Here is a 25,637-nt window from a genome sequence, read left to right on the forward strand (position 1 = left end):
TTCAGTCTTCATTGGACAATTAATGGTTTAAGTCAACAAATGCGCGGCAAGGGTTCAGAATGCGGCAGATCCAGGACGCGTCTTATACCGTACAAGCCGCTCATTCTGACACCGGGTTGTTCTACCGCCTCACCGATGAGGGTGGCCTGGCGGCCTAAGGGGTGGCTTTGTAACGCCGCAAGGACTGCAGGAGCCGCCTCCCGCGCGGCGACAATCACCAGCTTACCTTCGTTGGCAAAATTCAGGGCGTCCAGCCCGAGTAACTCACAAACGCCGCGCACTGCCGGTGTAATTGGCAGCTGGCTTTCGATGATTTCCATGCCACAGCCACTGGCAGCAGCAAACTCATGCAGCACCGCATTTACGCCGCCGCGCGTGGCATCACGCAGCGCTTTCACACCTTGCATCGCCACCAGCGGCGCAATCAGAGGCGTCAGAGCCGCGCAATCACTGTGTAAATCCCCGTTCAGCCCCAGCTGTTCACGTAAATTCAGGATGGTCGCACCGTGGTCACCCAGGGTACCGCTGACAATCAGAACATCACCCGCTGCAATCTGTGTGGCTCCCCAGTTCAGCCCGGCGGGGATGGCACCGAGACCTGCGGTGTTAATAAATAATTTATCCGCCGCCCCGCGTGGCACCACTTTGGTGTCGCCGGTGACAATGCTGACACCCGCGTCTTTCGCCGCCTGCGCCATACTGGCGACCGTGCGTTCCAGTGTCGCCAGCGGCAACCCTTCTTCAAGGATAAAACCACAGGAGAGCCAGCGCGGTTGCGCACCGCTGACGGCTATATCATTCACCGTGCCGCACACGGCAAGTTTGCCAATATCACCACCGGGGAAAAACAGCGGATCGATAACGTAGCTGTCCGTGGAAAACGCCAGACGATCGCCACGGGCCGTCAGTTCACCCAATTCAAGCCGGGCCTGGTCTTCCTGCTCCGTCAGCCACGGGTTATCAAAGGCGCGAAGGAACAGGCTGGCGATAAGCTGCTGCATCGCCCGGCCACCACTGCCGTGGGCTAATTCAATGGATTTCATGCATTAATTTCCTGACTTCTGTACTGATACCAGGCTGCGCAGGCTCCCTCGGAAGAGACCATTAACGCGCCAAAAGCATTTTGTGGATTGCAGCCGCTGCCAAACATCGGGCACTGATGGGGTTTACAGCGTCCGGTCAGCACATCACCGCAGCGTGCACGCGGATCGTCGTACACTTGCTGCGGTTGAGGCCGGAAATGGGCCTCCGCATCAAACTGGCGATAAGGCTCCGTTATCCGCACGCCGGATTCCGCAATCACCCCTAACCCACGCCACTCTGACTCACCCTGTACGCAAAAAACCTCGCGCATGGCGCGCTGCGCCAGGGCATTTCCGGCATCCGGCACCACGCGTTTGTACTGATTTTCTACCTGGCAGTGACCAGCAATTTTTTGCTCTACCAGCATCAACACGCCCTGCAATAAATCCAGTGGCTCGAAACCCGCCACCACCAGCGGGAGGCCGAACTGGTCAGCAATAAAATCGTAGGCGGCTGTCCCGATCACCATGCTGACATGGCCTGGCGCCAGAAAGGCATCGATGCCGTTGTCTGGTTGAGAAAGCAGGCTGCGCAACGTCGGGATCAGGGTGATATGCTGACAAAAGAAGGTGAAGTTGCTCACTCCCAGCGTTTTGGCCTGCTGCAACGTGATGGCGGTGGCGGGCATGGTGGTTTCAAAACCCAGACCGAAAAACACCACCTTGCGCTGCGGGTTTTGCCGCGCCAGATGCAGGGCATCCATCGGCGAGTACACCACCCGCACATCCGCCCCGCGCGCTTTGGCCTGCAACAGCGAGCCGTTCTTACCTGGCACGCGCATCGCATCGCCAAAAGTGCAGAAAATCACCTCCGGGTGGCTGGCGATTTCAATGCAACTATCGATGCGTCCCATCGGCAATACGCACACCGGGCAACCCGGCCCGTGAATAAACTCGATGTTCTTCGGCAACAACTGGTCGAGGCCAAAACGGAAAATGGCGTGGGTATGACCACCGCACACCTCCATCATGCGCAGTGGTCGCTGTTCGTTGTAGGCCAGCAGTGGTGCGCGTGTCTGCAACCTGTCAATCAGTTGCATCACCCTGGCAGGATCGCGGTATTCATCCACGTAACGCATCAGCCACGCTCCTCACCATAAAGCAATGCACCGACATCCGGTTCCACCGCAAACATGTTTTGCAGCGCGTCAAGGGTATCGCGGGCTTCGGCTTCGTCAATCACGCTCATGGCAAAACCGACGTGCACCAGTACCCACTGCCCCACGGCGGCATCACCCACCAGCGCCAGATTGACATCGCGCTGTACACCACAGACGTCCACTCTGGCGCTGCCATCAGCTTCGCGCGCCACAATTTGGCCGGGGATCCCTATGCACATCGTTCCGCCTCCAGCCAGTCGATCCACTCATCCATTCCGGCTCCGCTGGTAGCAGAAAGGCAGATGATTTTTATGTCCGGATTCACCTCTCGGGCATACGCCAGGCACTTCGCCACGTCGAACTGTAAATAAGGCAGCAGGTCGATTTTATTCAGCAACATCAGCGACGCAGCAGCGAACATATATTTGTATTTCAGCGGTTTATCTTCACCTTCGGTGACTGAAAGTACCGCCACTTTGTGACGCTCTCCCAGATCAAAGCCGGCCGGACACACCAGATTGCCGACGTTCTCAATAAACAGCACACCCTCCTCCGCCAGCGGCAGGCGCAGCATGGCATCGCGGATCATCTGAGCATCAAGATGGCAGCCTTTTCCGGTATTGACCTGAATCGCAGGCGTACCGGTGGCGCGAATCCGCGCGGCATCGTTGACCGTCTGCTGATCCCCTTCAATCACGGCGCAGGAAACGCGCCCCTGCAAGCGCTTCAGCGTTTCGGTCAGCAGCGTGGTTTTACCAGAACCGGGGCTGGAGACCAGATTCAGCGCCAGCTGGTGTTGTGCCGCAAACTGCGCGCGGTTATAAGTCGCCAGCTGCTGGTTTTTATCCAGCACATCCAGTTCTATTTCCAGCATCCTGCGCTGTGTGATGCCCGGCGCGTGGGTGCCCGCCACGCCATGGCCGTAATGCAGGTCGCCCTGTTGATCTTCCGTGGGGGCGAATTTCACGCCGGTGATTTGCTGCACCGGACGCCCAACCGGCGCAAATGGCGCGCTGCGAAACGCCGAATGCGGGTTGCGCTCGTCCCCTTCAATATACCGGTTGCCTTCGCCGCAACCGCAGGTACTACACATGGTTTATCTCCTGATCAATTTCCAGCCGCTTAATCTGCACACCATCGTCCGCCACGATACGCAGGTCACTGCCCGCGCACTGCGGGCAGCGCCTGACTCGCTGAGTCAGTAAGGTGACGTATGCCTGACAGGCATGGCACCAGCACTCCGCTTCCTGCTGATGGAGATGCAGCTCGCAGCCTTCCGCCAATGTGCCGCGGCAGGCCAGTTCAAAGCAGAACGCCATCGCGCTGGTCTCAACGCAGGAAAAAGCACCCACCTCAAGCCAGACACCGGTTACACGACGTGCGGCATGTTGTCGTGCGTGGCTCTCAATCAGTTCGACCGCACGCTGGCAAAGGGTTATTTCGTGCATGTTCCACCTCCGGGGTTAACTGAGGCGGGTAATGCAAGGACGATGCCAGGCAGAGCGTCACCCTGATGGCAAAGATGACGAAATGACACGTCACTTTCGGCGAACGCTGGCGGATTAAATATTATTAATCAATAAATACAATAAGTTAAAAACATGGCACGAAACATGCCTTATGGGGATATCAGCACAATACAGAGTGAAACAAAGATGGACATTAGGGAACTGAGTGAAAAAGCAGAATACATCGCCGACAAGCATCAACGTATGCAGGCCCAGTGGAAGCTATACGGCAATACCCTGACCCAGGGGATTACGCTGGCAAAAACCAGGCTGTATCACACCGTGGCATCCAGCCCAAACGATGAACTGCGCTTCTTCCTGTTTGATCACTTCGTGATCCATATCCGGCCTGGCGAGGGCTTCAACAGCCACAGCATTGAGTATCAGCTCGAACTGCCGCAGGGGGGAGGCAACATCATGATTGCCCGAGCAAATATGAATGAAGAAGGCCGCGTGGATGACCACTTCAGCAATCGCGACCGTGACCAGGTGCTCACTCACTACCTTGATCTGATCCGTCCGGTTTACGACAGCCTCTATCTCGCGGCACATGAAAACATTCCTGTGTCGATAGAACAGCTGCAACGCGCCGTTGTGTGAGTAACGCTGGGTGTCGAAAACTGTCGAAGCGGCAGGATATCGGCATGGTTTCGTCAAAAATGACGACAGTCACCTGAGGAACCCGTTGGTGAACCGTTTTGTTATCGCTGATTCAAAATTATGTATTGGTTGCCATACCTGCGAAGCGGCCTGTGCCGAGGCACACCGCCTGCAGGGTTTGCAATCCATGCCACGCCTGAGAGTAATGCGTAACCGGGATGAGTCGGCACCGCAGCTGTGCCGTCACTGCGAAGATGCGCCCTGCGCCGGTGTCTGTCCGGTCAATGCCATCACCCGGCAGGATGGCGCAGTACAGCTCAACGCCAACCTGTGCGTCAGTTGCAAACTGTGTGGCATTGCCTGCCCGTTTGGTGCCATCGAATTTTCCGGCAGCCGCCCGGTATCGATCCCCGCCAATGTCCATAGCGCCAAAGCCCCACCTGCACCGCCGGATCCGGCCAGCGTCAGTACGCTGCTGGACTGGGTGCCAGGTGTCCGGGCCGTGGCAGTGAAATGCGATCTGTGCAACTTCGATGAAAGTGGCCCCGCCTGTGTACGCACCTGTCCGACCAAAGCGTTACGTCTGGTCGATAACAGCGCTATCGCCATCGCCAGTAAGCGCAAGCGCGAGTTAACCCTTGGGGTGACGCTCGGCGACCTGAGTCTGTTCAGCCAGCCAGAGGCAAGAAAATGAATGCATTGATTCTGATTCACTGGGCGTTGCCGGGATTGCTTGCCAGCGCGTTGCTGGCAGGAATCACCGCGCCTGCGCGCCCGCTCAGCGGTTTTATTGCCGGAGCAGGCGGCGCAATCAGCTGCGCGCTGCTGCTGGCGGCGGGTATACAGGGGTTGACCGGGTTCAGCGGTAGCGCCCCGCTCTGGCACTGGCAGCTACAGCTCAACGCTTTTAATGCGGTGTGGCTGGTGACGGTGGCCGTTTGTGGCCTGTTTATCTCGCTGTTTAACATCGCCTGGCACCAGCATCACGCCATCAAGGCCAACGGGTTGCTGGTCAACCTGATTCTTGCTGCCAGCGTGGCCGCCCTGGTGGCCGATAACTTCGCAACCCTGGTGCTGATGGCAGAAATCGTGTCACTGGCGGGCTACTTCCTCACCGGCTGTCGCCAGTCCGGGCAGCTGTGGTTTGCCCTCGGACGGCTCGGTACCCTGTTGCTGGTGCTGGCCTGCTTTTTGCTGTGGCAGCAATACGGCACCCTCAGCTTTAGCGAGTTACGCCTCGCGCTGCATGGCACGGCGGTTTCACCACTGGTGCTGATTGCAGGCCTGCTCGGCTTTGGCCTGCTGGCGGGCATTATCCCGCTGCACGGTTGGGTGCCGCTGGCACATGCCAATGCCCCGGCCCCGGCTGCAGCGCTGTTTTCTGCGGTGGTGCTGAAGATTGGACTGTACGGCATCATGAGTTTTTCGCTGCTCAGTGATGACCTGCCGCTGTGGTGGGGCGTACTGATTCTGGTGCTGGGGATGGTGACGGCGTTTATCGGCGGGCTGTATGCGCTGATGGAACACAACATCCAGCGCCTGCTGGCTTATCACTCGCTGGAAAATATCGGCATTATCCTGCTTGGGCTGGGTTGCGGTCTGACGGGGATGGCGCTTAACGAGCCCGTGTTGACAGCACTCGGCATGACCGGTGGCCTGTACCATCTGTTCAACCACAGCCTGTTTAAAACCACGCTGATGCTGGGATCGGGCGCAGTGTGGTATCGCACCGGTCACCTCGACATTGAAAAGCTGGGTGGGATTGGCAAACGGATGCCGCTGATTTCACTGGCGATGCTGACCGGTCTGATGGCGATGGCCGCGCTGCCGCCGCTGAACGGTTTTGCCGGGGAATGGGTGATTTATCAGGCTTTCTTCCACCTTGGCAGCCTGCCACCCTTTATCGCTCGCCTGATTGGACCGCTGATGGCCGTTGGGCTGGCGATTACCGGTGCGCTGGCGGTGATGTGTATGGCGAAAGTGTATGGCGTGACTTTTCTTGGCGCACCTCGCACCTCGCAGGCTGAGCATGCCAGCAACGCCCCCTGGCTGATGAATCTCTGCGTCGGTGTGCTGGCGCTGTGCTGCATTGTGGCCGGTGTCGCCGCTCCCTGGCTGTTGCCGCTGTTACAGCAGGCGGTTCCACTGCCGCTGCAAACCGCACAAACCGCCGTCTCTCAACCAATGATCGCCCTGCTGCTGATCGCCACGCCGCTGTTGCCATTCATCCTGATGATTATCCTGCGTGGTGACCGCTTGCCAAACCGTTCACGCGGCGCAGCCTGGGTGTGCGGCTATGGTCACGAGCAGGCGATGGTGATCACCGCAACTGGATTTGCCCAGCCGGTAAAAGCCGCCTTTGCGCCGCTGTTGCGCCTGCGTCACACCCTGAACCCAGGTAGCTGGATGCCGGGCTGGCGCGGAGAGTGGCTGGCAGGGTTCTTTCGTCACCTGGCGTTTATTGAGCTGGCGATTTTGCTGGTCGCGGTCATTGCCTGAGGAGCTAACATGACAACGTTTTTATTTGCCCTGATCCAGGCTCTGGTGCTGTTTTTAGTCGCGCCGCTGTTGTCTGGTGTCACCCGCATGGCCCGCGCACGCCTGCATAATCGCCGGGGTCCTGGCGTGTTACAGGAATATCGCGATCTGTGCAAACTGCTGGGACGCCAGAGCGTAGCGCCTGCCGCCTCCGGCTGGGTATTCCGCCTGATGCCGCTGGTGATGGTTGGCGTGATGCTGACCATTGCCACCACGCTACCAGTGGTAACACTGGCCTCGCCACTGCCACCATTAGGTGACATTGTCACGTTAATCTATCTGTTCGCCATCGCCCGCTTCTTTTTTGCCATTGCCGGGTTAGATACCGGCAGCCCGTTTACCGGCATCGGTGCCAGCCGCGAAGCGATGCTCGGCGTGCTGGTGGAGCCGATTTTACTGCTCGGGCTGTGGGTAGCCGCGCAGGTCGCCGGTAGCACCCATATCAGCAATATCACCCTCACTGTCCATAGCTGGCCGGTCGCGCATAGTCTGACGCTGGGACTGGCGCTGGCCGCCTGCGCCTTCGCCACCTTTATCGAAATGGGCAAGCTGCCGTTCGATCTGGCCGAAGCGGAGCAGGAATTGCAGGAAGGCCCGCTCTCTGAATACAGCGGAGCCGGTTTTGCCGTCCTGAAATGGGGCATCTCACTGAAACAACTGGTGGTGCTGCAAATGTTTGTCGGCGTGTTTGTGCCCTGGGGGCAGATGACGGTATTCAGCTGGGGCGGACTGGCCCTCACCGTCGTGCTGGCCATTGTCAAACTGCTGGCCGGGGTGCTGATTATCGCGCTGTTTGAAAACAGCATGGCGCGTCTGCGCATGCTCGAAACTTCACGCATCACCTGGGCCGGTTTTGGTATTGCATTTTTAGCTTTCGTCTCCTTGCTGGCGGCGTGATTGAAGAGAATTTTATCCATGTCTGAAGAAAAAATTGGTCAACACTATCTCGCCTCGCTGCATCAGCAATTTCCTCACGCGGTGCTGGAAGAAAGCTGGCAGACGCGTGATCAAATCACCATCACGGTCAAACTCGGCATGCTGCCGGAAATCGTCGAGTGGTTGTATTACCAGCAGGGAGGCTGGCTCTCGGTGCTGTTCGGCAATGATGAGCGCCCGCTGTGCGGCAGCTTCGCGCTTTACTATGTGCTTTCGATGGAACGCGGTACCAAATGCTGGATCACCGTGCGGGTGCTGGTGGATGCCAACAAACCCGAGTTTCCCTCCGTCACACCGCGTGTACCTGCCGCCGTGTGGGGTGAACGTGAAGTGCGCGATATGTATGGCTTACAGCCGATTGGTTTGCCGGATGAACGCCGCCTGGTGCTGCCGGATGACTGGCCGGACGATCTCTACCCGCTGCGTAAAGACAGCATGGATTACCGCCAGCGCCCGGCACCGACCACTGACCGTGAAACCTATGAGTTCATCAATGAACTGGGCAGCAGTAAGAACAATGTGGTGCCGATCGGCCCGTTACACGTCACTTCCGATGAACCCGGCCATTTCCGTCTGTTTGTCGATGGCGAGAACATTATTGATGCCGATTATCGTCTGTTCTACGTGCATCGCGGCATGGAGAAGCTGGCAGAAACCCGCATGGGCTACAACGAGGTGACGTTCCTTTCCGATCGGGTATGCGGTATCTGCGGCTTTGCCCACAGCACCGCTTATACCACCTCGGTTGAGAACGCCATGGGGATCGTGGTACCGGAACGCGCGCAGATGATCCGTTCGATTCTGCTGGAAGTGGAACGTCTGCACAGCCATCTGCTCAATCTCGGCCTGGCCTGCCACTTTGTCGGTTTTGACTCCGGGTTTATGCAGTTCTTCCGCGTACGTGAAATGTCGATGAAAATGGCAGAAATTCTCACCGGCGCGCGCAAGACATACGGTATGAACCTGATTGGTGGCATTCGCCGTGACCTGCTGAAAGATGACATGATCCAGACCCGCCAGCTGGCACAGCAGATGCGCCGTGAAGTGCAAAATCTGTCCGATATCCTGTTGAGCACGCCGAATATCGAGTCACGCACCGTTGGCATTGGTCGTCTCGACCCGCAAATCGCCCGCGATTTCAGTAACGTGGGCCCAATGGTCCGCGCCAGCGGCCACGCCCGTGACACCCGCGTCGATCACCCGTTTGCTGGCTACGGTCTGCTACCGATGCAGATTAACAGCCTCGACGGATGTGACGTGCTGTCACGCCTGAAGGTGCGCATCAATGAAGTGTTTACCGCGCTGAATATCATTGATTTCGGCCTCGATAACCTGCCGGGCGGCCCCCTTGCGGTGGAAGGCTTTACCTACATTCCCCATCGTTTTGCCCTTGGCTTTTCTGAAGCACCGCGTGGAGATGATATCCACTGGAGCATGACCGGTGACAACCAGAAACTGTATCGCTGGCGCTGCCGTGCGGCGACCTACGCCAACTGGCCGACCCTGCGCTATATGCTGCGCGGCAATACAGTTTCCGACGCGCCACTGATTATTGGCAGTCTCGACCCCTGCTACTCCTGCACTGACCGCATGACGGTGGTGGATGTGCGCCGCAAGAAAACCCAGGTCGTGCCTTACAAAGAACTGGAGCGCTATAGCATCGAGCGCACCCATTCGCCGCTGAAATAAGCCCGGAGCTACCATGTTTACTTTTATCAAAAAAGCCCTCAGCGGCGGGGTCGCCACCACCCGTTACCCGTTGCAGCCCGTCCATGTGGATGCCAATTTTCGTGGTAAGCCAGAACATAATTCACAGCAGTGCATCGGCTGCGCCGCCTGCGTTAATGCCTGCCCTTCCAATGCGTTAAGCGTGGAAACCGATCTGGCGAGCAGAGAGCTGGCGTGGAGCTTTAACCTCGGTCGCTGCATTTTTTGTGGCCGCTGCGAAGAGGTGTGCCCGACCGCCGCTATCCGGCTTTCTCAACAGTACGAGCTGGCGGTGTGGGATAAAGCGGATTTGCTGCAACAGGCGCGTTTCCCGTTGTGTCACTGCCGCGACTGTGGCCGTCCTTTTGCGGTGCAGAAAGAGATCGATTATGCCATCGCGCTGTTGCAGCACAACGGCGATAGCCGCGCAGAAGCCCGCCGCACCGCCTTCGAAACCTGCCCGGAGTGTAAACGCCAGCACAGCCTGGTCTCATCCGGGAATATTGAAGTCACCCGCCAGCTGGGAGGAATCAACGGATGAATAACTTAGTCGGCCCGCGCGATCAGCAGGGTCAACCACTTCCGATGCCGATGGAAGAATCCATTGCACGCATGAAGGCATCGCTGCTGAAAAAAATTAAACGCTCCGCCTATGTCTATCGTGTGGACTGCGGCGGTTGCAACGGTTGCGAAATCGAGATTTTCGCCACCCTTTCGCCGATTTTTGATGCTGAACGCTTCGGAATTAAAGTCGTTCCCTCGCCACGTCATGCCGATATCCTGTTGTTTACCGGGGCGGTAACCCGCTCTATGCGCGCCCCGGCGTTACGGGCATGGGAGTCCGCACCGGATCCGAAGATCTGCATTTCCTATGGTGCCTGCGGTAACAGCGGCGGCATTTTTCACGATCTTTACTGCGTCTGGGGCGGCACGGACAAAATCGTACCGGTGGATGTGTATATTCCAGGCTGCCCGCCTACCCCCGCCGCGACCTTGTTCGGGTTTGCGATGGCGCTTGGCCTGCTGGAGCAGAAAATCCATGCGCGCCCGGCGAGCGACCTGGATCTGCAACCCGCGCAGTTGTTGCATCCGCAGCTGGTGCAGCCGCTGCGCGTGCGTATCGATCGTGCCGCCCGCCGTATGGCAGGCTATCGCTATGGACGCCTGATTGCTGACAACTACATCAGCAAACTGTCGGCAGGTGATGGTGCCGTTCAGCAATGGCTGATAGAGGAGAATGATCCGCGCCTGACCGAGATCGTCGCCAATCTGGAAAACCTGGTGCATCTGGAGCGCGTGTAATGAGCGAATCTGTGGTGTTTTGCCAGCTCAGCCGCAAGTTTATTGATGAAAATGACCACACGCCGCCGGATGCACAGCAGGTGGTTTATTACAGCCTGGCGATCGGCCATCACCTCGGCGTGATTGATTGCCTGAAAGAAAGCCTGGTATGTCCGCTGGAGGCTTATCAGACGTGGATTGCCACATTACCGGCAGACAGTCTGGCAAAACGCAAAATGGGCGGGGTGCCACGTTACGGTGAAATCGTCATCGATCAAAGTCATGTGGTGATGCTGGCGCAGGCATTTGATCACGCGAGATCTGAGCAAACCCCACAACAGCAGCGCTGGAGCCAGGCGCTGCTCGATATGCTACAAGCCATTCAACAGGAACCGGCCATTTATCTGATGGTCAGGAGGCGCTATGACTAAGGTTTTACTTTGCGTTGGCAACAACATGATGGGTGACGACGGCGCGGGCCCGTTGCTGGCGGAAAAATGTCGCTCGGCACCACGCGGCGACTGGACCGTGATCGACGGTGGCAGCGCACCGGAAAACGACGTGGTTGCCATCCGCGCATTGCACCCCGATCTGCTGTTGATTGTCGATGCCACCGATATGCTGCTGCCACCCGGCGAAATCCGGGTGATCAACCCGGATGATATCGCCGAAATGTTTATGATGACCACCCATAATATGCCGCTTAATTTCCTGATCGACCAGCTGAAGGAGGACATCGGCGAGGTGGTGTTTATCGGCATCCAGCCCGATATTGTCGGCTTCAGTTATCCCATGACCGAGGCGGTAAAAAACGCCGTAGCTGAGGTATATCAGAGGCTGGCAGACTGGGAAGGGAATGGCGGGTTTATGGTGCTGGAAGAGACTGATTTTTCTCTTTAAATTCAATTCCCCTTCCACGGAAGTAAGGCGCTGCCGGAACCACTGAGAAAGAAGATAATCAAGGACTTGGGGCTTTAAGCCCTGATGCCGTTCAGTTAAGACATATCCAGTAGCGGCGCGATTTATCGCGCGGGTTTTGGAATGCCGCAAAGTCCCTAAAACAGCGCGATAAATCGCGCCGCTACAAATGATTGCAGGTAAGTAAGGCCCAAAGCGACAGCTTAACTGACAAGCACCAGGGCTTTAAGCCTCAACCTTTTTTTACACGAGCGATGAGGTGAATCATGTTCTTTCACCCCGTACAGCTGACGCAGGATAATGAAACAGGCGCTTATGTGGCGACCTGCCGTGATCTGCCGCTGTTTAACTCCGTCGGTGATACGATTGAGGATGCGTTGATCGAATGTGTTGATGGCCTTCGCGCCGCTATCTCAATCGAAATTGACGAACGCCGCCCGGTTCCAGCCGGAACCCTCCCACAAGCTGGAGAACACCAGGTTTCAGTGCCCATTCTGGTCGCTCTTAAAGCCGCTTTGCACAATGCCATGATTGAAACTGGCTGGCGCAAGGCTGATCTATGCCGCAGCATGGGACTAAAACCAATGCAGGTTGATCGTCTGCTCGACGTATTCCACTCGTCAAAAGTTGAAGCGATAGAACTGGCTCTGGCTCAACTTCATCGCCGCGTAGACCTCACCGTAACAGCCATAGCATAAATGCAGACTGGCGCGGCTTATCTGGTCGCGCCAGGGTTCGCACATGAACTCAATATCTATATTTCCTCAAATGTCATCATCAAAACATTCAACCAGAACCGACCATCGACCAGCTGAGACGGAAGCGATAAAAACTGTAGCTGAGGAGTATCAGAGACTGGATGATTGAGAAAGGAATGGCGGATTTATCACACTGGAAAAGACTGATTTTTCATATTGAAATTATTCTTTTAAGAGATTAATCCGAATTCAGGTTTTGCGCAAAGAAAATATCTCTTGCGTACGTATCTAAAGCGGATTATCGTTTATTAATGACATCGAAGTTATCCGCGCATTTTATTCGCCGCTTGCACTAATTACACTACTCATTGAGAACCACTCAATTTAGCTATAAAGGAATATAGCATGTACAATAAGATGATAATTAATAAAATCCAATCAGATGAAGCACTGGCACTTCGTTTCAATGATGCAATTAAAGGTGTTTCAGGAAACATACAATTACAAATCAAACAATTAGAAAAAGGTTTAACGAGACTCACTTGGTACACTTCTTGTATTACCTAAAATTACCAGGATGTTTGTTCAAAATTAAAAGAAGAAGATCTTAGATTCCTGGCTGGTGTGAAAGAGTTATTAAAGCGGAATGATATTGTACTGGACATGATTAATATTTATGTTAATGAAAGATTGAAGGGGTTGAGTGATAGAGATATAAAAAATCTCATTCAAACTCTCTCAAAAGGAGGCTCTCGTTTTTCGACAAATCAAGCTACCACCCTTGCACTATCACTGAGCATTTCGCGGTTAATAGCGTGGAGTTTCAAAATTCATAATCCATTGATAGGTAAAACCAGTACAATTTCCACACTCGCTTTAAGTGCTTATGGTATCGTTCAGGAAGCTGCAGATGCTGCAAATAGATTAAAAAACTCTGCAAATTTCTACTACCAGCTATTATATAGGCAGCGCCTTGAGATGATGTACTTTCTTATAGAACCCGCATTCAAATACATCAGATATCCCCGCTTCGGTGATGTGGAAGGAGCAATCTATGACCTGGGAAAACTACTGGAGAATTAATGAAGGCGTTTTTTAAAGCACGGTTTAAGGACTTAGTCTGGACAGTCCTGGGGGTCTGGATTCCATTGATTTTAATAGTCGTATTTGGCGCAACCTTGTATGACATCTGGCCAAAATATGCCTGGGGAGCCACGGCGACATTCACAGTGGTAATTTTCATTATCGATTTCATCATTATAAAGAAATACTGGAAATAACTCACTGTTCATTTTTTAACCCCTCCATCTGTCATCTCGCCGTCGGTGTCATCGTCAAAAGTGTCAATGTCACCGTCATTTTTCATCCCTGCCAAAATAACTACATGATTTTTAACCACTAAAAATCTGGCACGGTTTATGAATAGCTCCTGCGTAATAACAAGTTCAATGCAGGAGTTTTTGATGAACCGTTTCATCATTGCCGATTCAAGCAAGTGTATTGGCTGCCGTACGTGCGAGGTGGCCTGTGTCGTGTCCCATCAGGAAAACCAGGATTGTTCCGCGCTCACCCCGCAAACTTTCCTGCCGCGCATTCACGTCATTAAAGGCGTGAATATCTCAACCGCTACCATGTGCCGTCAGTGCGAAGACGCCCCATGTGCCAACGCCTGCCCGAACGGTGCGATCAGCCGCGATAGAGGCTTTGTCCACGTGATGCAGGAACGCTGCATTGGCTGCAAAACCTGTGTCGTCGCCTGCCCTTACGGAGCGATGGAGGTGGTGGTCCGCCCGGTGATTCGTAACAGCGGTGCCGGACTGAACGTGATGGCGGAGAAAGCCGAGGCCAATAAATGTGACCTTTGCTACCACCGTGAATCCGGCCCGGCGTGTATGCAAGCCTGCCCGACCAATGCCATCCTGTGCGTCGATCGCAACAGGCTCGAACAGATGAGCGCCGAGAAACGCCGTCGTGCGGCGCTGGATGCTTCATCTCTGTCTTTCAACTTTTAACAGGCCTGTTGCTGATGAAAAAAATTACCACCGTCTGCCCCTACTGCGGTGCAGGCTGCAAACTGAAATTGGTTGTTGAAAATAATAAAATCCTGCGCGCCGAAGCCGCGGATGGCGTGACTAACCAGAACGAGCTGTGCCTGAAAGGCTATTACGGCTGGGATTTTCTTAACGACACCAAATTGCTCACCCCACGGCTGACCCAGCCGATGATCCGCTATGAAAAAGGCGGCAAACTCCAGCCAGTCAGCTGGGAAGAAGCGATCAGCTACACAGCAAAACGCCTTAAAACCATTAAACAGCAGTTCGGCCCCCGCGCCATCATGACTACAGGTTCGTCACGCGGCACCGGTAACGAAACCAATTTCGTGATGCAGAAGTTTGCCCGCGCGGTGATCAACACCAATAACGTCGACTGCTGTGCCCGCGTCTGTCACGGTCCTTCCGTCGCCGGATTACAGGTCACGCTGGGTAACGGGGCGATGAGTAACTCCATCGGCGACATCGAAAACTCCAAATGCCTGCTGATCGTCGGTTATAACTGCGCTGACTCGCATCCGATCGTGGCGCGCCGCGTGATTAAAGCCAAAGGCAACGGTGCCAAAATCATCGTCTGCGACCCACGCCGCATCGAAACCGCGCGTATTGCCGATCAGCATCTGCAAATTAAAAACGGCTGCAATATGGCGCTGGTGAATGCCTTCGGCCATGTGCTGCTGGAAGAACAACTCTACGACAAAGAATACGTGGCAAAACACGCGGAAGGACTGGAAGCCTATCGTGAGAGGGTGAAAGGCTACGCGCCGGAAGACGTAGAACATCTCACCGGTATCCCTGCCCAGCAGGTGCGCCAGGCGATGCGCACCTTCGCTGCGGCACCTTCCGCCACCATTATGTGGGGCATGGGAGTGACGCAGTTCGGCCAGGCCGTGGACGTGGTGAAAGGCCTGTCCAGCCTGGCGCTGCTGACCGGCAACCTTGGCCGGGAAAACGTCGGCGTGGGGCCGGTGCGCGGACAAAATAACGTGCAGGGTGCCTGCGATATGGGCGTGCTGCCCAACCAGTTCCCCGGTTATCAGGATGTGGTCGATGCCGATATCCGTGCCAAATTCGCCAAAGCCTGGGGCATAGACCCGGCCATCATGGACGACAAAGTCGGCGTACGTATTACCGAAGTGCCCCATCTGGCACTGGAAGGCAAAGTCAAAGCCTACTACATCATGGGGGAAGACCCGCTCCAGACTGAAGCGGATCTGGGTCTGGTGCGTCAGGGCTTTGAAGCGCTCGATTTTGTGGTGGTGCAGGACATCTTTATGACCAAAACCGCCGAAGTGGCTGACGTGCTGCTGCCCGCCACCTCCTGGGGTGAGCACGGTGGGGTATTTACCTGTGCTGACCGCGGTTTCCAGCGTTTTGAAAAAGCCATCGAACCGCAATACAACGTCAAACGTGACTGGGAAATCATCAGCCTGATCGCCACCGAGATGGGCTACCCGATGCACTACGACAACAACGAACAGATCTGGAATGAGCTGCGCGAACTGTGCCCGCTGTTCTACGGCGTGACCTACGAAAAAATGGGTGAAATGGGACATGTGCAGTGGCCGTGCCCCACTCTGGACCATCCCGGCACGCCGTATCTGTATAAAGACAGCAAGTTCGATACCCCGAGCGGTAAAGGCCAACTGTTCGCTGCCGAATGGCGCGCACCAGCGGAAGTGCCGGATGAGGAGTATCCGCTGGTTCTCTGTACGGTACGTGAAGTGGGCCACTACTCCTGTCGCTCCATGACCGGCAACTGCGCCGCATTGCAAACGCTGGCCGATGAACCGGGCTTTATGCAGATCAATCCGACTGATGCCGCTGCGCTGGGTATCGAAGACCGTCAGCTGGTATGGGTCAGCTCACGGCGCGGTAAGGTGATCAGCCGTGCTGACGTCAATGAACGTATCAATCAGGGCTCGGTGTATATGACGTATCAGTGGTGGATCGGGGCCTGTAATGAGCTGACCCAGGATAATCTCGACCCCATCTCCAAAACACCGGAAACCAAGTATTGCGCGGTCAATGTCAGCGCCATTGAGGATCAGGCCTGGGCCGAAATGTATGCCCAGACCACCTACAATGAGATGAAAGCGCGACTGCGTGAAGCGGCAGAGGTGTAATGCGTCTCCTGCCGACGAAAGATCCCTCGTCTGAGGGATCTGATCACGGCGTAGCACTGCGCATTCGCGGCAAAGTTCAGGGGGTGGGTTTCCGTCCTTATGTCTGGCAGCTGGCACAGCGGCTACAACTGAGCGGTGATGTCTGCAACGACGGTGCCGGGGTACTGGTGCGCCTGACCCGTCACTCCGACGCCTTTCTCACTGCGCTCCATCAGTATTGTCCTCCTCTGGCACGCATTGATCGTGTGGAACAACAGGCAATGCGCTGGCCCACGCCGCCGCAAGGTTTCACCATTCGCCACAGTGACGTCAGCGCGATGGATACTCAGATCGCCCCGGATGCGGCTACCTGCCCAGCGTGCCTGCGCGAACTGAATAACCCGTGCGATCGCCGCTACCGTTATCCGTTTATCAACTGTACCCACTGCGGCCCGCGCTTCACCATCATTCGCGCGATGCCTTATGACCGGCCTGCTACCGTGATGGCGGCGTTTCCGCTTTGCCCATCCTGCCAGGATGAATACGACAACCCGATGGACCGGCGCTTCCATGCGCAGCCGGTGGCCTGCGCGGATTGCGGTCCGCAGATTTTCTGGCACAGCGCTGATCAACACCTTAAGGGGGAAAACGCGCTGCAACAGGCGGTTGCTGCGCTGCGAGCAGGCAACATTGTGGCGGTGAAAGGATTGGGCGGTTTTCATCTGGCAGTGGATGCGCGCAATCACGCTGCGGTCCAGCGATTGCGGCTGCGCAAGCACAGGCCGTCAAAACCGTTTGCGGTGATGGTTGCAGATACTGCGGGATTACCCGCAGAGGCGTTGTTTCATCTCACCTCTGCAGTAGCACCAATTGTGCTGGTGGAGCAGACTGCCGTCAGCGGGTTAAGCGCTGCCATCGCGCCAGGGCGCAATGAAATCGGCGTGATGCTACCGGCCAACCCCCTGCAACATCTGCTGCTACAGGATTTTGGCGGCCCGCTGGTCATGACCTCCGGTAATCTTAATGGCCTGCCACCCGCCATTGATAATCAGCAGGCGTTAGTGGAACTGGCGGACATTGCCGATGGCTGGTTGCTGCATAATCGCGCCATCCTGCAGCGCATGGATGATTCCGTGATGCGCGCCAGCGGTGAGATGTTGCGCCGCGCCAGGGGGTTAGTACCGGATGCCCTCGCCCTGCCGCCCGGCTTCGAAAATCTGCCGCCCATTCTGGCTCTCGGCGGCGACCTTAAGAACACTTTCTGCCTGGCGCGCGGTGAGCAGGCAGTGCTGAGTCAGTACCTCGGCGATCTGACGCAAGAGGGCAGTGAAGCACAGTGGCGACGTGCATTAAAGCTGATGTGTGAAATCTACAACTTTGTACCGCAGCGAGTGGTTATCGATGCCCATCCGGCCTGGCACAGTACAAGGCTGGGGCGGGAAATGGCGTTGCCGCTGACCGAAGTTTTGCATCACCACGCTCACGCTGCCGCCTGCATGGCCGAACATCACTGGCCGCTGACAGCTGGCAAGGTTATCGCGCTAGCGCTGGATGGCATTGGCTATGGCGCGAACGGCCAGTTCTGGGGCGGTGAATGCCTGCGGGTGGATTACCGTGATTGTCAGCATCTCGGCGGCCTGCCGCCCGTCGCGCTGCCAGGAGGCGATCTGGCGGCCCACCAGCCATGGCGTAACCTGCTGGCGCAGTGCGAAGCCTTTGTGCCGGACTGGCAGCGCTACCCTGAAACCACTGTGGTGTGTCAACAAAACTGGCAACCGCTGGCGAAGGCGATCAAGCGCGACATCAATGCCCCTCTCGCCTCTTCCTGCGGTCGCCTGTTTGATGCCGTTGCAGCGGCGCTGGGCTGCGCACCATGGCAGCAAAGTTACGAAGGCGAGGCGGCGTGCCTGCTGGAGACACTGGCAATCGATCATGGCCCTTGCCAGCATCCTGTCACCTTACCTGTAGTTAATGGTCAGCCTGATATGGCGACTTTCTGGCGGCAGTGGCTGGGCTGGCAGGGTAGTGTCCCGGCGCGAGCCTGGGCATTTCATGATGCACTGGCTCGGGGGCTGGCGGACCTTGCGCGCCATCATGCCCGGTTACAGAACATTACTACCCTCGTTTGCTGTGGCGGCGTGCTGCACAACCGGCTGATGCGTGCCCGTCTGGCTTTCTACCTCGCTGATTTTCAGGTTTTCTTCCCGCAACAGTTACCTGCCGGTGACGCTGCTCTTTCGTTCGGCCAGGCATTGATCGCCGCTGCCCATCTGATGACAAACCCACAAGGATAGAATGATGCATTTACGTAAATCCGCTACGACCTCACGCGCTGGCGTCTTGCTGGCGCTGCTGGTGACCGCCAATTTCGCCGCCTGGGCATGGGCGCTGGTGATTTTCCGTCACAGCCCGGCGCTGGTGGCCGCCAGCCTGCTGGCATGGTGCTATGGCCTGCGCCACGCTGTCGATGCGGACCATATCGCCGCTATTGATAACGTCACCCGCAAAATGCTGCAACAGGGTAAACGCTCAATTGGTATTGGTGCCTGGTTCTCTCTCGGCCATTCCAGCATCGTTATCCTCGCGTCGCTGGCGATTGCCGCGACAGCCACTGCCTTCCAGCATCGTATGAGCTGGTTCCATGATGTTGGAGGGGTGATCGGCACCGCCGTGTCTGCCTGTTTTCTGCTGGCCATGGCGCTGGTGAATCTGGTGATTCTGAAAAGTGTATGGCGCAATTTCCGCCAGTGGAAACGAGGAGAAACGCTCACCGCCGATACTCTCGACATGACCGGTGGCGGCATCATGAGCTGGTTATTTACTTCCACCTTTAAGATGGTGGATAAAAGCTGGCATATGTACCTGGTGGGCTTTTTATTCGGTCTGGGTTTTGATACTGCCACCGAGATTGGCGTGTTGGGTATCTCCGTCGCCAGCGCCTCTTCTGGTATCTCAATCTGGTCGATTATGGTTTTTCCGGTGCTATTTGCCAGCGGCATGATGCTGGTAGATACCCTCGATAATATCCTGATGGTCAGCGCTTACGGCTGGGCATTCAATAAACCCCAGCGCAAGCTTTACTACAACATGACCATTACCGGTACCTCAGTGATTGCCGCGTTATTTATTGGCGGACTTGAAGCGCTGGGCCTGCTGGCGGATAAGTTCGGATTACAGGGCGGCATGTGGCGCTGGGTCAGCGCGCTTAACGAAAACCTTGGCAACGCGGGTTTTGTGGTGGTGGGGTTGTTTATCATCAGCTGGGTAATTTCAATGCTGAACTACCGCTGGAAAGGGTATGATTTTTTGTAATTTTCTGCCGCTCAATGCGTTAGCGGCACTCGCGTATCTTGTCCACATTCAGGGTGCATATCCCGCCCGAAACCCTGTGGATAAATTCTGTCAGGCTGCGCCCCACCGGGGCCGGGAAAGAGGCGGTCATTTACTGACCGCTTCGTATTTTTAGCGATGCCGTCATGGAGCAAAGTACCCAGTCAACTCCCCCGCTTTTACTCTTTTCACAGAATACCCCCATCACCAGATCGCGATCAGACAAATTTCGATTGCCTTGCTAAACCGGTTTAGTTAATTTTCTACAAAATTACTTTTGGAGATGATGACATGGCAGCACGAATCTGGTGTCTGGGAGACGCCGTTGTAGATCTGTTACCGGAAGGGCCGGGACGCCTGATGCAGTGCCCTGGTGGCGCGCCAGCCAATGTTGCGGTAGGGATTGCCCGGCTACAGGGGAACAGCGGATTTATTGGTCGCGTCGGCGATGACCCTTTTGGCCACTTTATGTGCCGAACGCTGGCCGACGAGCAGGTGAATACTCACTTTATGACCGCCGATCCCGCCCATCGCACCTCGACGGTGGTGGTCGCACTGGATGATGACGGCGAACGTTCGTTTACCTTTATGGTGCGCCCGAGCGCCGATCTGTTTATTGAGCCCGCTGATTTACCCGACTTTCAGGCCGGAGAATGGCTGCACTGCTGCTCCATCGCGCTGGCGGCGGAGCCTTCACGCACCACCACATTCACCGCGATGCAATGCGTTCAGGCGGCAGGTGGTTTTGTCAGCTTCGACCCGAATATTCGTCACGATTTATGGCCGGATGCCGCCAACCTGCTCCACTGTCTGAACCAGGCGTTGCAGCTGGCAGATGTGGTGAAACTCTCCGAAGAGGAGCTGGCATTTGCCACGGGTTCAGCAGATATCGATGCCAGTATGCGGCAACTGGCCGAGCAATTCGGTATAAAACTGCTGCTGGTCACACAGGGTAAAGCGGGAGTTAAAGCCTGCCACAACGGTCAGACCTTCCATTATCCGACCTTACCCGTGATCAGCGTGGATACCACGGGTGCGGGCGATGCCTTTGTCGCGGGATTATTGTGGGGACTGGCGCAGCATGGCCTGCCGGAAAACGAACCCCAGCTGGCGGCACGCCTTGCCAGTGCGCAAATTTGTGGTGCACTCGCGACCACCGCCAAAGGTGCCATGACCGCCCTGCCTTATCTCCACCAGCTGGAGGAACAACTCAGCTAATTTCTGGCCCGGTTAGCGCTGCGTTTTGCGAGCTATCTCACAATCACTAAATCGGTTTAGCAAATTTCATTGCGCGGAGAAATTACCCGTGATTATGATTCAACGCCTAAACCGGTTTAGCAAAAAAATAACTTTGTGATGATAGCCTTTCCTCAGGGACGCAAAACAATGAAAAAAAGCACTCTCGCTATAACCCTTGGTGTGTTGTTAGGTTCCGGGTCCGCATGGGCAGCGGATCCCAGCATGAGCAGCATTGAGGCACGTCTGGCAGCGCTGGAACAGCGTTTGCAGGCCGCCGAACAGCGCGCTAATGCCGCAGAAAACCGCGCCGACGCTGCCGAAAAACAGGCACAGCAGCTGGCCGCGGCACAACAACAGAATCAAACCACGACCACCCAGGTGGAGCAGCGCACCGCCCGTCTGGAACAGAAAGCCACCCGCAGTGATGATGAAGGTTTTGAGTTCCACGGCTATGCCCGCTCCGGCTTGTTAATGAATAACTCGGCATCTAAAACCCAGGGTGGCCCGACGGTCACGCCAGCGGGTGAGACCGGTGGCAACATTGGTCGCCTCGGTAACGAACCGGATACCTATGTCGAACTTAATCTTGAACACAAACAGACGCTGACCAACGGCGCAACCACCCGTTTCAAGGTGATGCTCGCCGACGGACAACGCACCTACAACGACTGGACCTCCTCCAGCAGCGATCTCAACCTGCGCCAGGCCTTCACTGAAATCGGTCGTCTGCCCACCTTCACCGGCGCATTCAAAGATTCCACCGTCTGGGCCGGGAAACGCTTCGATCGCGATAACTTCGACATCCACTGGATTGACTCCGATGTGGTGTTCCTCGCCGGGACCGGTGCAGGTATCTATGACATGAAATGGAGTGACGACGCGCGCAGCAACCTCTCGCTGTATGGCCGCACCTTTGGCGATATCGAAAACAACGAAAATACCGCCCAGAACTACATCCTGTCGCTGAATAACTTCTATGGCCCGTTACAGCTGATGGTGAGCGGCATGCGCGCCAGAGATAACGATGACCGTGTCGATACTGATGGCAACAAAGTCAAAGGCGATGCGGCCAATACCGGCATGCACGCCTTACTCGGTCTGCATAACGACAGCTTCTATGGTCTGCGTGAAGGTTCGGCGAAAACCGCCCTGCTCTACGGCCACGGTCTGGGGGCCGAGGTGAAATCCATCGGCTCAGATGGTGCCCTGCTGCCGGAAGCTAATACCTGGCGGCTGGCAAGTTATGGCATCACGCCACTGGGCGGGGGCTGGCATATTGCTCCGGCGTTGCTGGCGCAAAGCAGCAAGGATCGGTATGTCAAAGGTGACAGCTATGAATGGGCAACGGCTAACCTGCGCCTGATTCAGGAGATTACCCAGAATTTCGAGATGCAGTACGAAGGTTCTTATCAATATATGGATCTGCGTCCAAAAGGCTACAACAGCCGTAACGCAGTAAGCGGCAGCTTCTACAAACTCACCGTCGCGCCAACGCTGAAGGCCGGTGACGTGGGCGAGTTCCTGAAACGTCCGGAAATCCGCCTCTTCGCCACCTGGATGGACTGGGATCATCGCCTGGATAACTATGCCAGCGATGATGCCTTCGGCAGCAACGGCTTCAAGGCCGGTGGTGAATGGAACTTCGGTGTACAAATGGAAACCTGGTTCTGATTCCGCGGCCCTTCGGGGCCGTTTCAGCCGGGCTGATAGCACAATAACGAGAAGACAGAGGTAAGTATGGATTTTGCAAAAATTTCCCGGTCGCTACTGCCGTTGCTGGGAGGCAGGGACAATATTGCCAGCGCCGCGCACTGCGCCACGCGCCTGCGTCTGGTACTGGTGGACGATGCTAAAGCAGATACCGATGCCATTGGCAAAATCGATGGCGTGAAAGGCTGCTTTCGCAATGCCGGTCAGTTGCAGGTTATTTTCGGTACTGGTGTGGTTAACAAGGTTTATGCGGCGTTTATCGCCGAGGCGGGCATCAGCGAATCGAGCAAGTCAGAAGCGGCTGATATTGCCGCGCGTAAACTGAATCCGTTCCAGCGCATCGCCCGTCTGCTGTCGAATATTTTTGTGCCGATCATTCCCGCCATCGTCGCCTCCGGCCTGCTAATGGGGCTGCTGGGAATGGTCAAAACCTATGGCTGGGTAAATCCTGATAATGCGCTCTACATCATGCTCGATATGTGTAGCTCGGCCGCATTTATCATTTTGCCGATCCTGATTGGCTTTACCGCAGCGCGCGAATTTGGCGGTAACCCCTTCCTCGGCGCTACCCTTGGCGGCATCCTTACCCACCCGGCCCTGACTAACGCCTGGGGTGTGGCGGCAGGCTTCCACACCATGAACTTCTTCGGTATCGAAGTCGCGATGATTGGCTACCAGGGCACGGTGTTTCCAGTGCTACTGGCGGTGTGGTTTATGAGCATGCTGGAAAAACAACTGCGCCGGGTAATCCCGGATGCGCTGGATCTGATTCTGACACCCTTCCTGACGGTGATTATCTCCGGCTTTGTCGCGCTGCTGATCATCGGCCCGGCCGGCCGAATGCTGGGCGATGGCATCTCCTTCGTGCTCAGCACCCTGATCACCCATGCGGGCTGGCTGGCGGGACTGTTGTTTGGCGGGTTGTATTCGGTGATTGTCATCACCGGCGTGCATCACAGCTTCCATGCCATCGAAGCCGGTCTGCTGGGCAATCCTTCCATTGGAGTCAACTTCCTGTTGCCGATCTGGGCGATGGCTAACGTGGCACAGGGGGGAGCCTGTCTGGCGGTATGGTTTAAAACTAAAGATGCGAAGATTAAAGCTATCACACTGCCCTCGGCGTTCTCAGCGCTGCTGGGCATTACCGAGGCCGCTATTTTTGGTATCAACCTGCGTTTTATGAAACCCTTTATCGCAGCGCTGATCGGAGGTGCCATCGGGGGTGCCTGGGTGGTATCGGTGCATGTGTATATGACCGCAGTCGGACTGACGGGCCTGCCGGGTATGGCGATTGTACAGGCCAGCTCTCTGCTGAATTATGCGATTGGGATGGTGATTGCCTTCAGCACCGCCTTCGTTCTCTCTTACCTGCTTAAATACAAAACGGACTCTGAATAATGGCTTCCTCAACGCTTTTGCCCGCCATTTTACAGGCGGTGATGCAGGGCCAGCCCAGGGCGCTCAATGACAGCCACTATCCCGGCTGGCACCTGGCTCCGGTAACCGGCCTGCTCAACGATCCCAACGGCTTTATCCACTTTGCCGGTCGCTACCATTTGTTCTACCAGTGGAATGCGCTTGGCTGCCAGCATAAGCATAAATGCTGGGGACACTGGAGTTCGGCGGATCTGCTGCACTGGCAACACGAACCTATTGCGCTGATGCCTGATGAGGACTATGACCGCAGCGGCTGCTACTCCGGTAGCGCCGTCGATAACCAGGGCGTGCTAACGCTGGTCTATACCGGCAACGTCAAATATGACGACGGCTCGCGCACCGCCTGGCAGTGTCTGGCGGTGCAAAATAGCGCGGGTGGTTTCGATAAAACCGGCCCGGTGATTGCGCTGCCTGAGGGTTATACCGGGCATGTACGAGACCCGAAAGTGTGGCGGCACGGGGACGAGTGGTACATGGTGCTGGGCGCTCAGGACCCGCAATTGCAGGGCAAAGTGCTGCTGCTGCGTTCAGCGGATTTGCACAGCTGGCATAACCTCGGAGAGATTGCCGGCAGCGGTCTCGGTGGTCTGGGAGAGGCAGGTTATATGTGGGAGTGCCCGGACATGTTCTCCCTCGGTGACAACACTTACCTTATCTGCTGCCCGCAGGGCGTGACGCGGGAAGAGAAACGTTATCTGAATACCCATCCGAGTGCATATCTCAGCGGTCAACTCGATTATGGCAACGTCCATTACCGGCACGGATCGTTGCGGGAACTGGACGCCGGATTCGAGTTTTATGCGCCGCAAACCACACTCACCGCCGACGGTCGCCGTCTGCTGGTAGGCTGGATGGGTGTGCCGGACGGCGAAGAGATGGCCCAACCCACCGTCGCCCAGGGCTGGATCCATCAGATGACCTGCCTGCGTGAGCTGAGCTCACGGGATGGCAGGCTGTATCAGCAACCCATCAGAGAATTGCAGGCACTGCGTGGGGAAGAACAGCGTTACCACGGCAGCGCGGATACCGCTCCGCCGTTAGAGGCGCAACGGCTGGAACTGTTGCTGGAAAGCCAGGGTGAGGTGACGCTGAATTTTGCCGACACGCTAATTCTGGAGTGGCGTCAGGATGAACTGCGCCTCGCCCGCCGCAGTCTGGAGACCGGTGAGTGGCTGTATCGTTACTGGGAAGGAACCGCCAGCCGTTTGCAGATCCTTTGTGACCACTCCAGCGTGGAAATATTTATTAACGATGGTGAAGGCGTGATGAGCAGCCGTTACTTCCCGGCCCATCCGGCACGTTTAATCCTGAGCGGCAGCGCAGATCTGCAAGCCCGCTACTGGTCGTTACGTCACTGCATGGTAGAATAAGTCATTGTTTCATTAACCGATGCATTG

General features: G+C 56.1%; 26 protein-coding genes. 20 read left to right on the top strand and 6 right to left on the bottom strand.

Features of this window, described 5'->3' with window-relative positions:
• Positions 1-32: 32 nt before the first annotated feature.
• From hypE to hypA, 5 genes are read right to left on the bottom strand one after another with little or no spacing between them, the layout of a single operon-like run.
• Positions 33-1,043, bottom strand: coding sequence for a hydrogenase expression/formation protein HypE (hypE, locus tag AC6I8X_RS25100; protein WP_497841532.1), 1,011 nt, complete (start codon positions 1,041-1,043; stop codon positions 33-35).
• Complete coding sequence (gene hypD, locus AC6I8X_RS25105; protein ID WP_497841533.1) at positions 1,040-2,161, bottom strand: hydrogenase formation protein HypD; 1,122 nt, start codon at positions 2,159-2,161, stop codon at positions 1,040-1,042. Before hypD ends, hypE begins: the two co-directional genes overlap by 4 nt.
• Positions 2,161-2,421 carry a HypC/HybG/HupF family hydrogenase formation chaperone gene (locus tag AC6I8X_RS25110; RefSeq protein WP_299453257.1) on the bottom strand — a complete coding sequence of 87 codons (261 nt, stop codon included), beginning with the start codon at positions 2,419-2,421 and terminating at the stop codon, positions 2,161-2,163. Before AC6I8X_RS25110 ends, hypD begins: the two co-directional genes overlap by 1 nt.
• Complete coding sequence (gene hypB, locus AC6I8X_RS25115; protein ID WP_299453256.1) at positions 2,412-3,275, bottom strand: hydrogenase nickel incorporation protein HypB; 864 nt, start codon at positions 3,273-3,275, stop codon at positions 2,412-2,414. The genes AC6I8X_RS25110 and hypB overlap by 10 nt, the downstream gene beginning before the upstream one ends.
• The gene (gene hypA / locus AC6I8X_RS25120) at positions 3,268-3,630 is read right to left on the bottom strand and encodes a hydrogenase maturation nickel metallochaperone HypA (protein WP_497841534.1); all 363 of its coding nucleotides are present in this window, start codon (positions 3,628-3,630) and stop codon (positions 3,268-3,270) included. Before hypA ends, hypB begins: the two co-directional genes overlap by 8 nt.
• Positions 3,631-3,837: 207 nt before the next feature.
• On the opposite strand from hypA, the gene hycA reads away from it, so the two are divergent.
• The 12 genes from hycA to AC6I8X_RS25180 all read left to right on the top strand — a co-directional run bounded on the left by hycA (position 3,838) and on the right by AC6I8X_RS25180 (position 13,451).
• On the top strand, positions 3,838-4,290 hold the full coding sequence (gene hycA / locus AC6I8X_RS25125; protein WP_497841535.1) for a formate hydrogenlyase regulator HycA: 453 nt from the start codon (positions 3,838-3,840) through the stop codon (positions 4,288-4,290).
• Between the two features lie 88 nt (positions 4,291-4,378).
• Positions 4,379-4,984, top strand: a complete 606-nt coding sequence (locus tag AC6I8X_RS25130; protein ID WP_313685296.1) for a 4Fe-4S dicluster domain-containing protein — start codon at positions 4,379-4,381, stop codon at positions 4,982-4,984.
• On the top strand, positions 4,981-6,789 hold the full coding sequence (hycC, locus tag AC6I8X_RS25135) for a formate hydrogenlyase subunit 3 (RefSeq protein ID WP_497841536.1): 1,809 nt from the start codon (positions 4,981-4,983) through the stop codon (positions 6,787-6,789). The genes AC6I8X_RS25130 and hycC overlap by 4 nt, the downstream gene beginning before the upstream one ends.
• 9 nt (positions 6,790-6,798) lie before the next feature.
• Entirely contained in the window at positions 6,799-7,725 is a 927-nt protein-coding gene (locus AC6I8X_RS25140) for a respiratory chain complex I subunit 1 family protein (RefSeq protein ID WP_497841537.1), read from the top strand.
• 18 nt (positions 7,726-7,743) lie between these two features.
• Positions 7,744-9,453 carry a hydrogenase large subunit gene (locus AC6I8X_RS25145; protein WP_497841538.1) on the top strand — a complete coding sequence of 570 codons (1,710 nt, stop codon included), beginning with the start codon at positions 7,744-7,746 and terminating at the stop codon, positions 9,451-9,453.
• A 13-nt stretch (positions 9,454-9,466) separates the two neighbouring features.
• A complete protein-coding gene (locus AC6I8X_RS25150) occupies positions 9,467-10,012 on the top strand; it encodes a formate hydrogenlyase complex iron-sulfur subunit (protein ID WP_313685301.1) in 546 nt (181 codons plus the stop codon).
• Complete coding sequence (locus AC6I8X_RS25155; RefSeq protein WP_313685302.1) at positions 10,009-10,773, top strand: NADH-quinone oxidoreductase subunit B family protein; 765 nt, start codon at positions 10,009-10,011, stop codon at positions 10,771-10,773. Before AC6I8X_RS25150 ends, AC6I8X_RS25155 begins: the two co-directional genes overlap by 4 nt.
• On the top strand, positions 10,773-11,183 hold the full coding sequence (locus AC6I8X_RS25160) for a formate hydrogenlyase maturation HycH family protein (RefSeq protein WP_497841539.1): 411 nt from the start codon (positions 10,773-10,775) through the stop codon (positions 11,181-11,183). Before AC6I8X_RS25155 ends, AC6I8X_RS25160 begins: the two co-directional genes overlap by 1 nt.
• Positions 11,176-11,652 (top strand): hydrogenase maturation peptidase HycI, encoded by a 477-nt coding sequence (gene hycI, locus AC6I8X_RS25165; RefSeq protein WP_497841540.1) that lies wholly within the window; start codon positions 11,176-11,178, stop codon positions 11,650-11,652. Before AC6I8X_RS25160 ends, hycI begins: the two co-directional genes overlap by 8 nt.
• 284 nt (positions 11,653-11,936) lie before the next feature.
• Entirely contained in the window at positions 11,937-12,368 is a 432-nt protein-coding gene (locus AC6I8X_RS25170; protein ID WP_497841541.1) for a type II toxin-antitoxin system HicB family antitoxin, read from the top strand.
• Positions 12,369-12,773: 405 nt separating this feature from the next.
• Positions 12,774-12,935, top strand: a complete 162-nt coding sequence (locus tag AC6I8X_RS25175; RefSeq protein WP_313685309.1) for a hypothetical protein — start codon at positions 12,774-12,776, stop codon at positions 12,933-12,935.
• Positions 12,936-12,992: 57 nt separating this feature from the next.
• Positions 12,993-13,451 carry a hypothetical protein gene (locus tag AC6I8X_RS25180; protein ID WP_497841542.1) on the top strand — a complete coding sequence of 153 codons (459 nt, stop codon included), beginning with the start codon at positions 12,993-12,995 and terminating at the stop codon, positions 13,449-13,451.
• Positions 13,452-13,656: 205 nt separating this feature from the next.
• Here AC6I8X_RS25180 and AC6I8X_RS25185 read toward each other — a convergent pair whose 3' ends face one another.
• Positions 13,657-13,848, bottom strand: a complete 192-nt coding sequence (locus AC6I8X_RS25185; protein ID WP_497841543.1) for a hypothetical protein — start codon at positions 13,846-13,848, stop codon at positions 13,657-13,659.
• Here AC6I8X_RS25185 and hydN point away from each other — a divergent pair.
• From hydN to AC6I8X_RS25225, 8 genes are all read left to right on the top strand, one after another.
• A complete protein-coding gene (gene hydN, locus AC6I8X_RS25190) occupies positions 13,832-14,380 on the top strand; it encodes an electron transport protein HydN (RefSeq protein ID WP_497841544.1) in 549 nt (182 codons plus the stop codon). The two genes, AC6I8X_RS25185 and hydN, sit on opposite strands and share 17 nt — an antisense overlap.
• Before the next feature lie 14 nt (positions 14,381-14,394).
• A complete protein-coding gene (fdhF, locus tag AC6I8X_RS25195) occupies positions 14,395-16,545 on the top strand; it encodes a formate dehydrogenase subunit alpha (RefSeq protein WP_497841545.1) in 2,151 nt (716 codons plus the stop codon).
• Complete coding sequence (gene hypF, locus AC6I8X_RS25200) at positions 16,545-18,818, top strand: carbamoyltransferase HypF (RefSeq protein WP_497841546.1); 2,274 nt, start codon at positions 16,545-16,547, stop codon at positions 18,816-18,818. Before fdhF ends, hypF begins: the two co-directional genes overlap by 1 nt.
• A 4-nt stretch (positions 18,819-18,822) precedes the next feature.
• A complete protein-coding gene (locus AC6I8X_RS25205) occupies positions 18,823-19,836 on the top strand; it encodes a HoxN/HupN/NixA family nickel/cobalt transporter (protein WP_313686436.1) in 1,014 nt (337 codons plus the stop codon).
• 309 nt (positions 19,837-20,145) lie between these two features.
• Entirely contained in the window at positions 20,146-21,072 is a 927-nt protein-coding gene (cscK, locus tag AC6I8X_RS25210; protein ID WP_497841547.1) for a fructokinase, read from the top strand.
• A 168-nt stretch (positions 21,073-21,240) separates the two neighbouring features.
• Positions 21,241-22,764, top strand: a complete 1,524-nt coding sequence (locus tag AC6I8X_RS25215) for a carbohydrate porin (RefSeq protein WP_497841548.1) — start codon at positions 21,241-21,243, stop codon at positions 22,762-22,764.
• Between the two features lie 66 nt (positions 22,765-22,830).
• Positions 22,831-24,201 carry a sucrose-specific PTS transporter subunit IIBC gene (locus tag AC6I8X_RS25220; RefSeq protein ID WP_332667935.1) on the top strand — a complete coding sequence of 457 codons (1,371 nt, stop codon included), beginning with the start codon at positions 22,831-22,833 and terminating at the stop codon, positions 24,199-24,201.
• A complete protein-coding gene (locus tag AC6I8X_RS25225; RefSeq protein ID WP_497841549.1) occupies positions 24,201-25,610 on the top strand; it encodes a sucrose-6-phosphate hydrolase in 1,410 nt (469 codons plus the stop codon). The genes AC6I8X_RS25220 and AC6I8X_RS25225 overlap by 1 nt, the downstream gene beginning before the upstream one ends.
• The last annotated feature ends 27 nt before the right edge of the window (positions 25,611-25,637 follow it).

The organism is Pantoea sp. X-Soil-TKNS-1280 (assembly GCF_059730475.1).

Bases quoted from the DNA above. Each gene is read 5' to 3' on its own strand.
- hypE (WP_497841532.1), bottom strand. From the start codon at position 1,043: ATGAAATCCATTGAATTAGCCCACGGCAGTGGTGGCCGGGCGATGCAG.
- hypD (WP_497841533.1), bottom strand. From the start codon at position 2,161: ATGCGTTACGTGGATGAATACCGCGATCCTGCCAGGGTGATGCAACTG.
- AC6I8X_RS25110 (WP_299453257.1), bottom strand. From the start codon at position 2,421: ATGTGCATAGGGATCCCCGGCCAAATTGTGGCGCGCGAAGCTGATGGC.
- hypB (WP_299453256.1), bottom strand. From the start codon at position 3,275: ATGTGTAGTACCTGCGGTTGCGGCGAAGGCAACCGGTATATTGAAGGG.
- hypA (WP_497841534.1), bottom strand. From the start codon at position 3,630: ATGCACGAAATAACCCTTTGCCAGCGTGCGGTCGAACTGATTGAGAGC.
- hycA (WP_497841535.1), top strand. From the start codon at position 3,838: ATGGACATTAGGGAACTGAGTGAAAAAGCAGAATACATCGCCGACAAG.
- hycC (WP_497841536.1), top strand. From the start codon at position 4,981: ATGAATGCATTGATTCTGATTCACTGGGCGTTGCCGGGATTGCTTGCC.
- AC6I8X_RS25140 (WP_497841537.1), top strand. From the start codon at position 6,799: ATGACAACGTTTTTATTTGCCCTGATCCAGGCTCTGGTGCTGTTTTTA.
- AC6I8X_RS25145 (WP_497841538.1), top strand. From the start codon at position 7,744: ATGTCTGAAGAAAAAATTGGTCAACACTATCTCGCCTCGCTGCATCAG.
- AC6I8X_RS25150 (WP_313685301.1), top strand. From the start codon at position 9,467: ATGTTTACTTTTATCAAAAAAGCCCTCAGCGGCGGGGTCGCCACCACC.
- AC6I8X_RS25155 (WP_313685302.1), top strand. From the start codon at position 10,009: ATGAATAACTTAGTCGGCCCGCGCGATCAGCAGGGTCAACCACTTCCG.
- AC6I8X_RS25160 (WP_497841539.1), top strand. From the start codon at position 10,773: ATGAGCGAATCTGTGGTGTTTTGCCAGCTCAGCCGCAAGTTTATTGAT.
- hycI (WP_497841540.1), top strand. From the start codon at position 11,176: ATGACTAAGGTTTTACTTTGCGTTGGCAACAACATGATGGGTGACGAC.
- AC6I8X_RS25170 (WP_497841541.1), top strand. From the start codon at position 11,937: ATGTTCTTTCACCCCGTACAGCTGACGCAGGATAATGAAACAGGCGCT.
- AC6I8X_RS25175 (WP_313685309.1), top strand. From the start codon at position 12,774: ATGTACAATAAGATGATAATTAATAAAATCCAATCAGATGAAGCACTG.
- hydN (WP_497841544.1), top strand. From the start codon at position 13,832: ATGAACCGTTTCATCATTGCCGATTCAAGCAAGTGTATTGGCTGCCGT.
- AC6I8X_RS25185 (WP_497841543.1), bottom strand. From the start codon at position 13,848: ATGATGAAACGGTTCATCAAAAACTCCTGCATTGAACTTGTTATTACG.
- fdhF (WP_497841545.1), top strand. From the start codon at position 14,395: ATGAAAAAAATTACCACCGTCTGCCCCTACTGCGGTGCAGGCTGCAAA.
- hypF (WP_497841546.1), top strand. From the start codon at position 16,545: ATGCGTCTCCTGCCGACGAAAGATCCCTCGTCTGAGGGATCTGATCAC.
- AC6I8X_RS25205 (WP_313686436.1), top strand. From the start codon at position 18,823: ATGCATTTACGTAAATCCGCTACGACCTCACGCGCTGGCGTCTTGCTG.
- cscK (WP_497841547.1), top strand. From the start codon at position 20,146: ATGGCAGCACGAATCTGGTGTCTGGGAGACGCCGTTGTAGATCTGTTA.
- AC6I8X_RS25215 (WP_497841548.1), top strand. From the start codon at position 21,241: ATGAAAAAAAGCACTCTCGCTATAACCCTTGGTGTGTTGTTAGGTTCC.
- AC6I8X_RS25220 (WP_332667935.1), top strand. From the start codon at position 22,831: ATGGATTTTGCAAAAATTTCCCGGTCGCTACTGCCGTTGCTGGGAGGC.
- AC6I8X_RS25225 (WP_497841549.1), top strand. From the start codon at position 24,201: ATGGCTTCCTCAACGCTTTTGCCCGCCATTTTACAGGCGGTGATGCAG.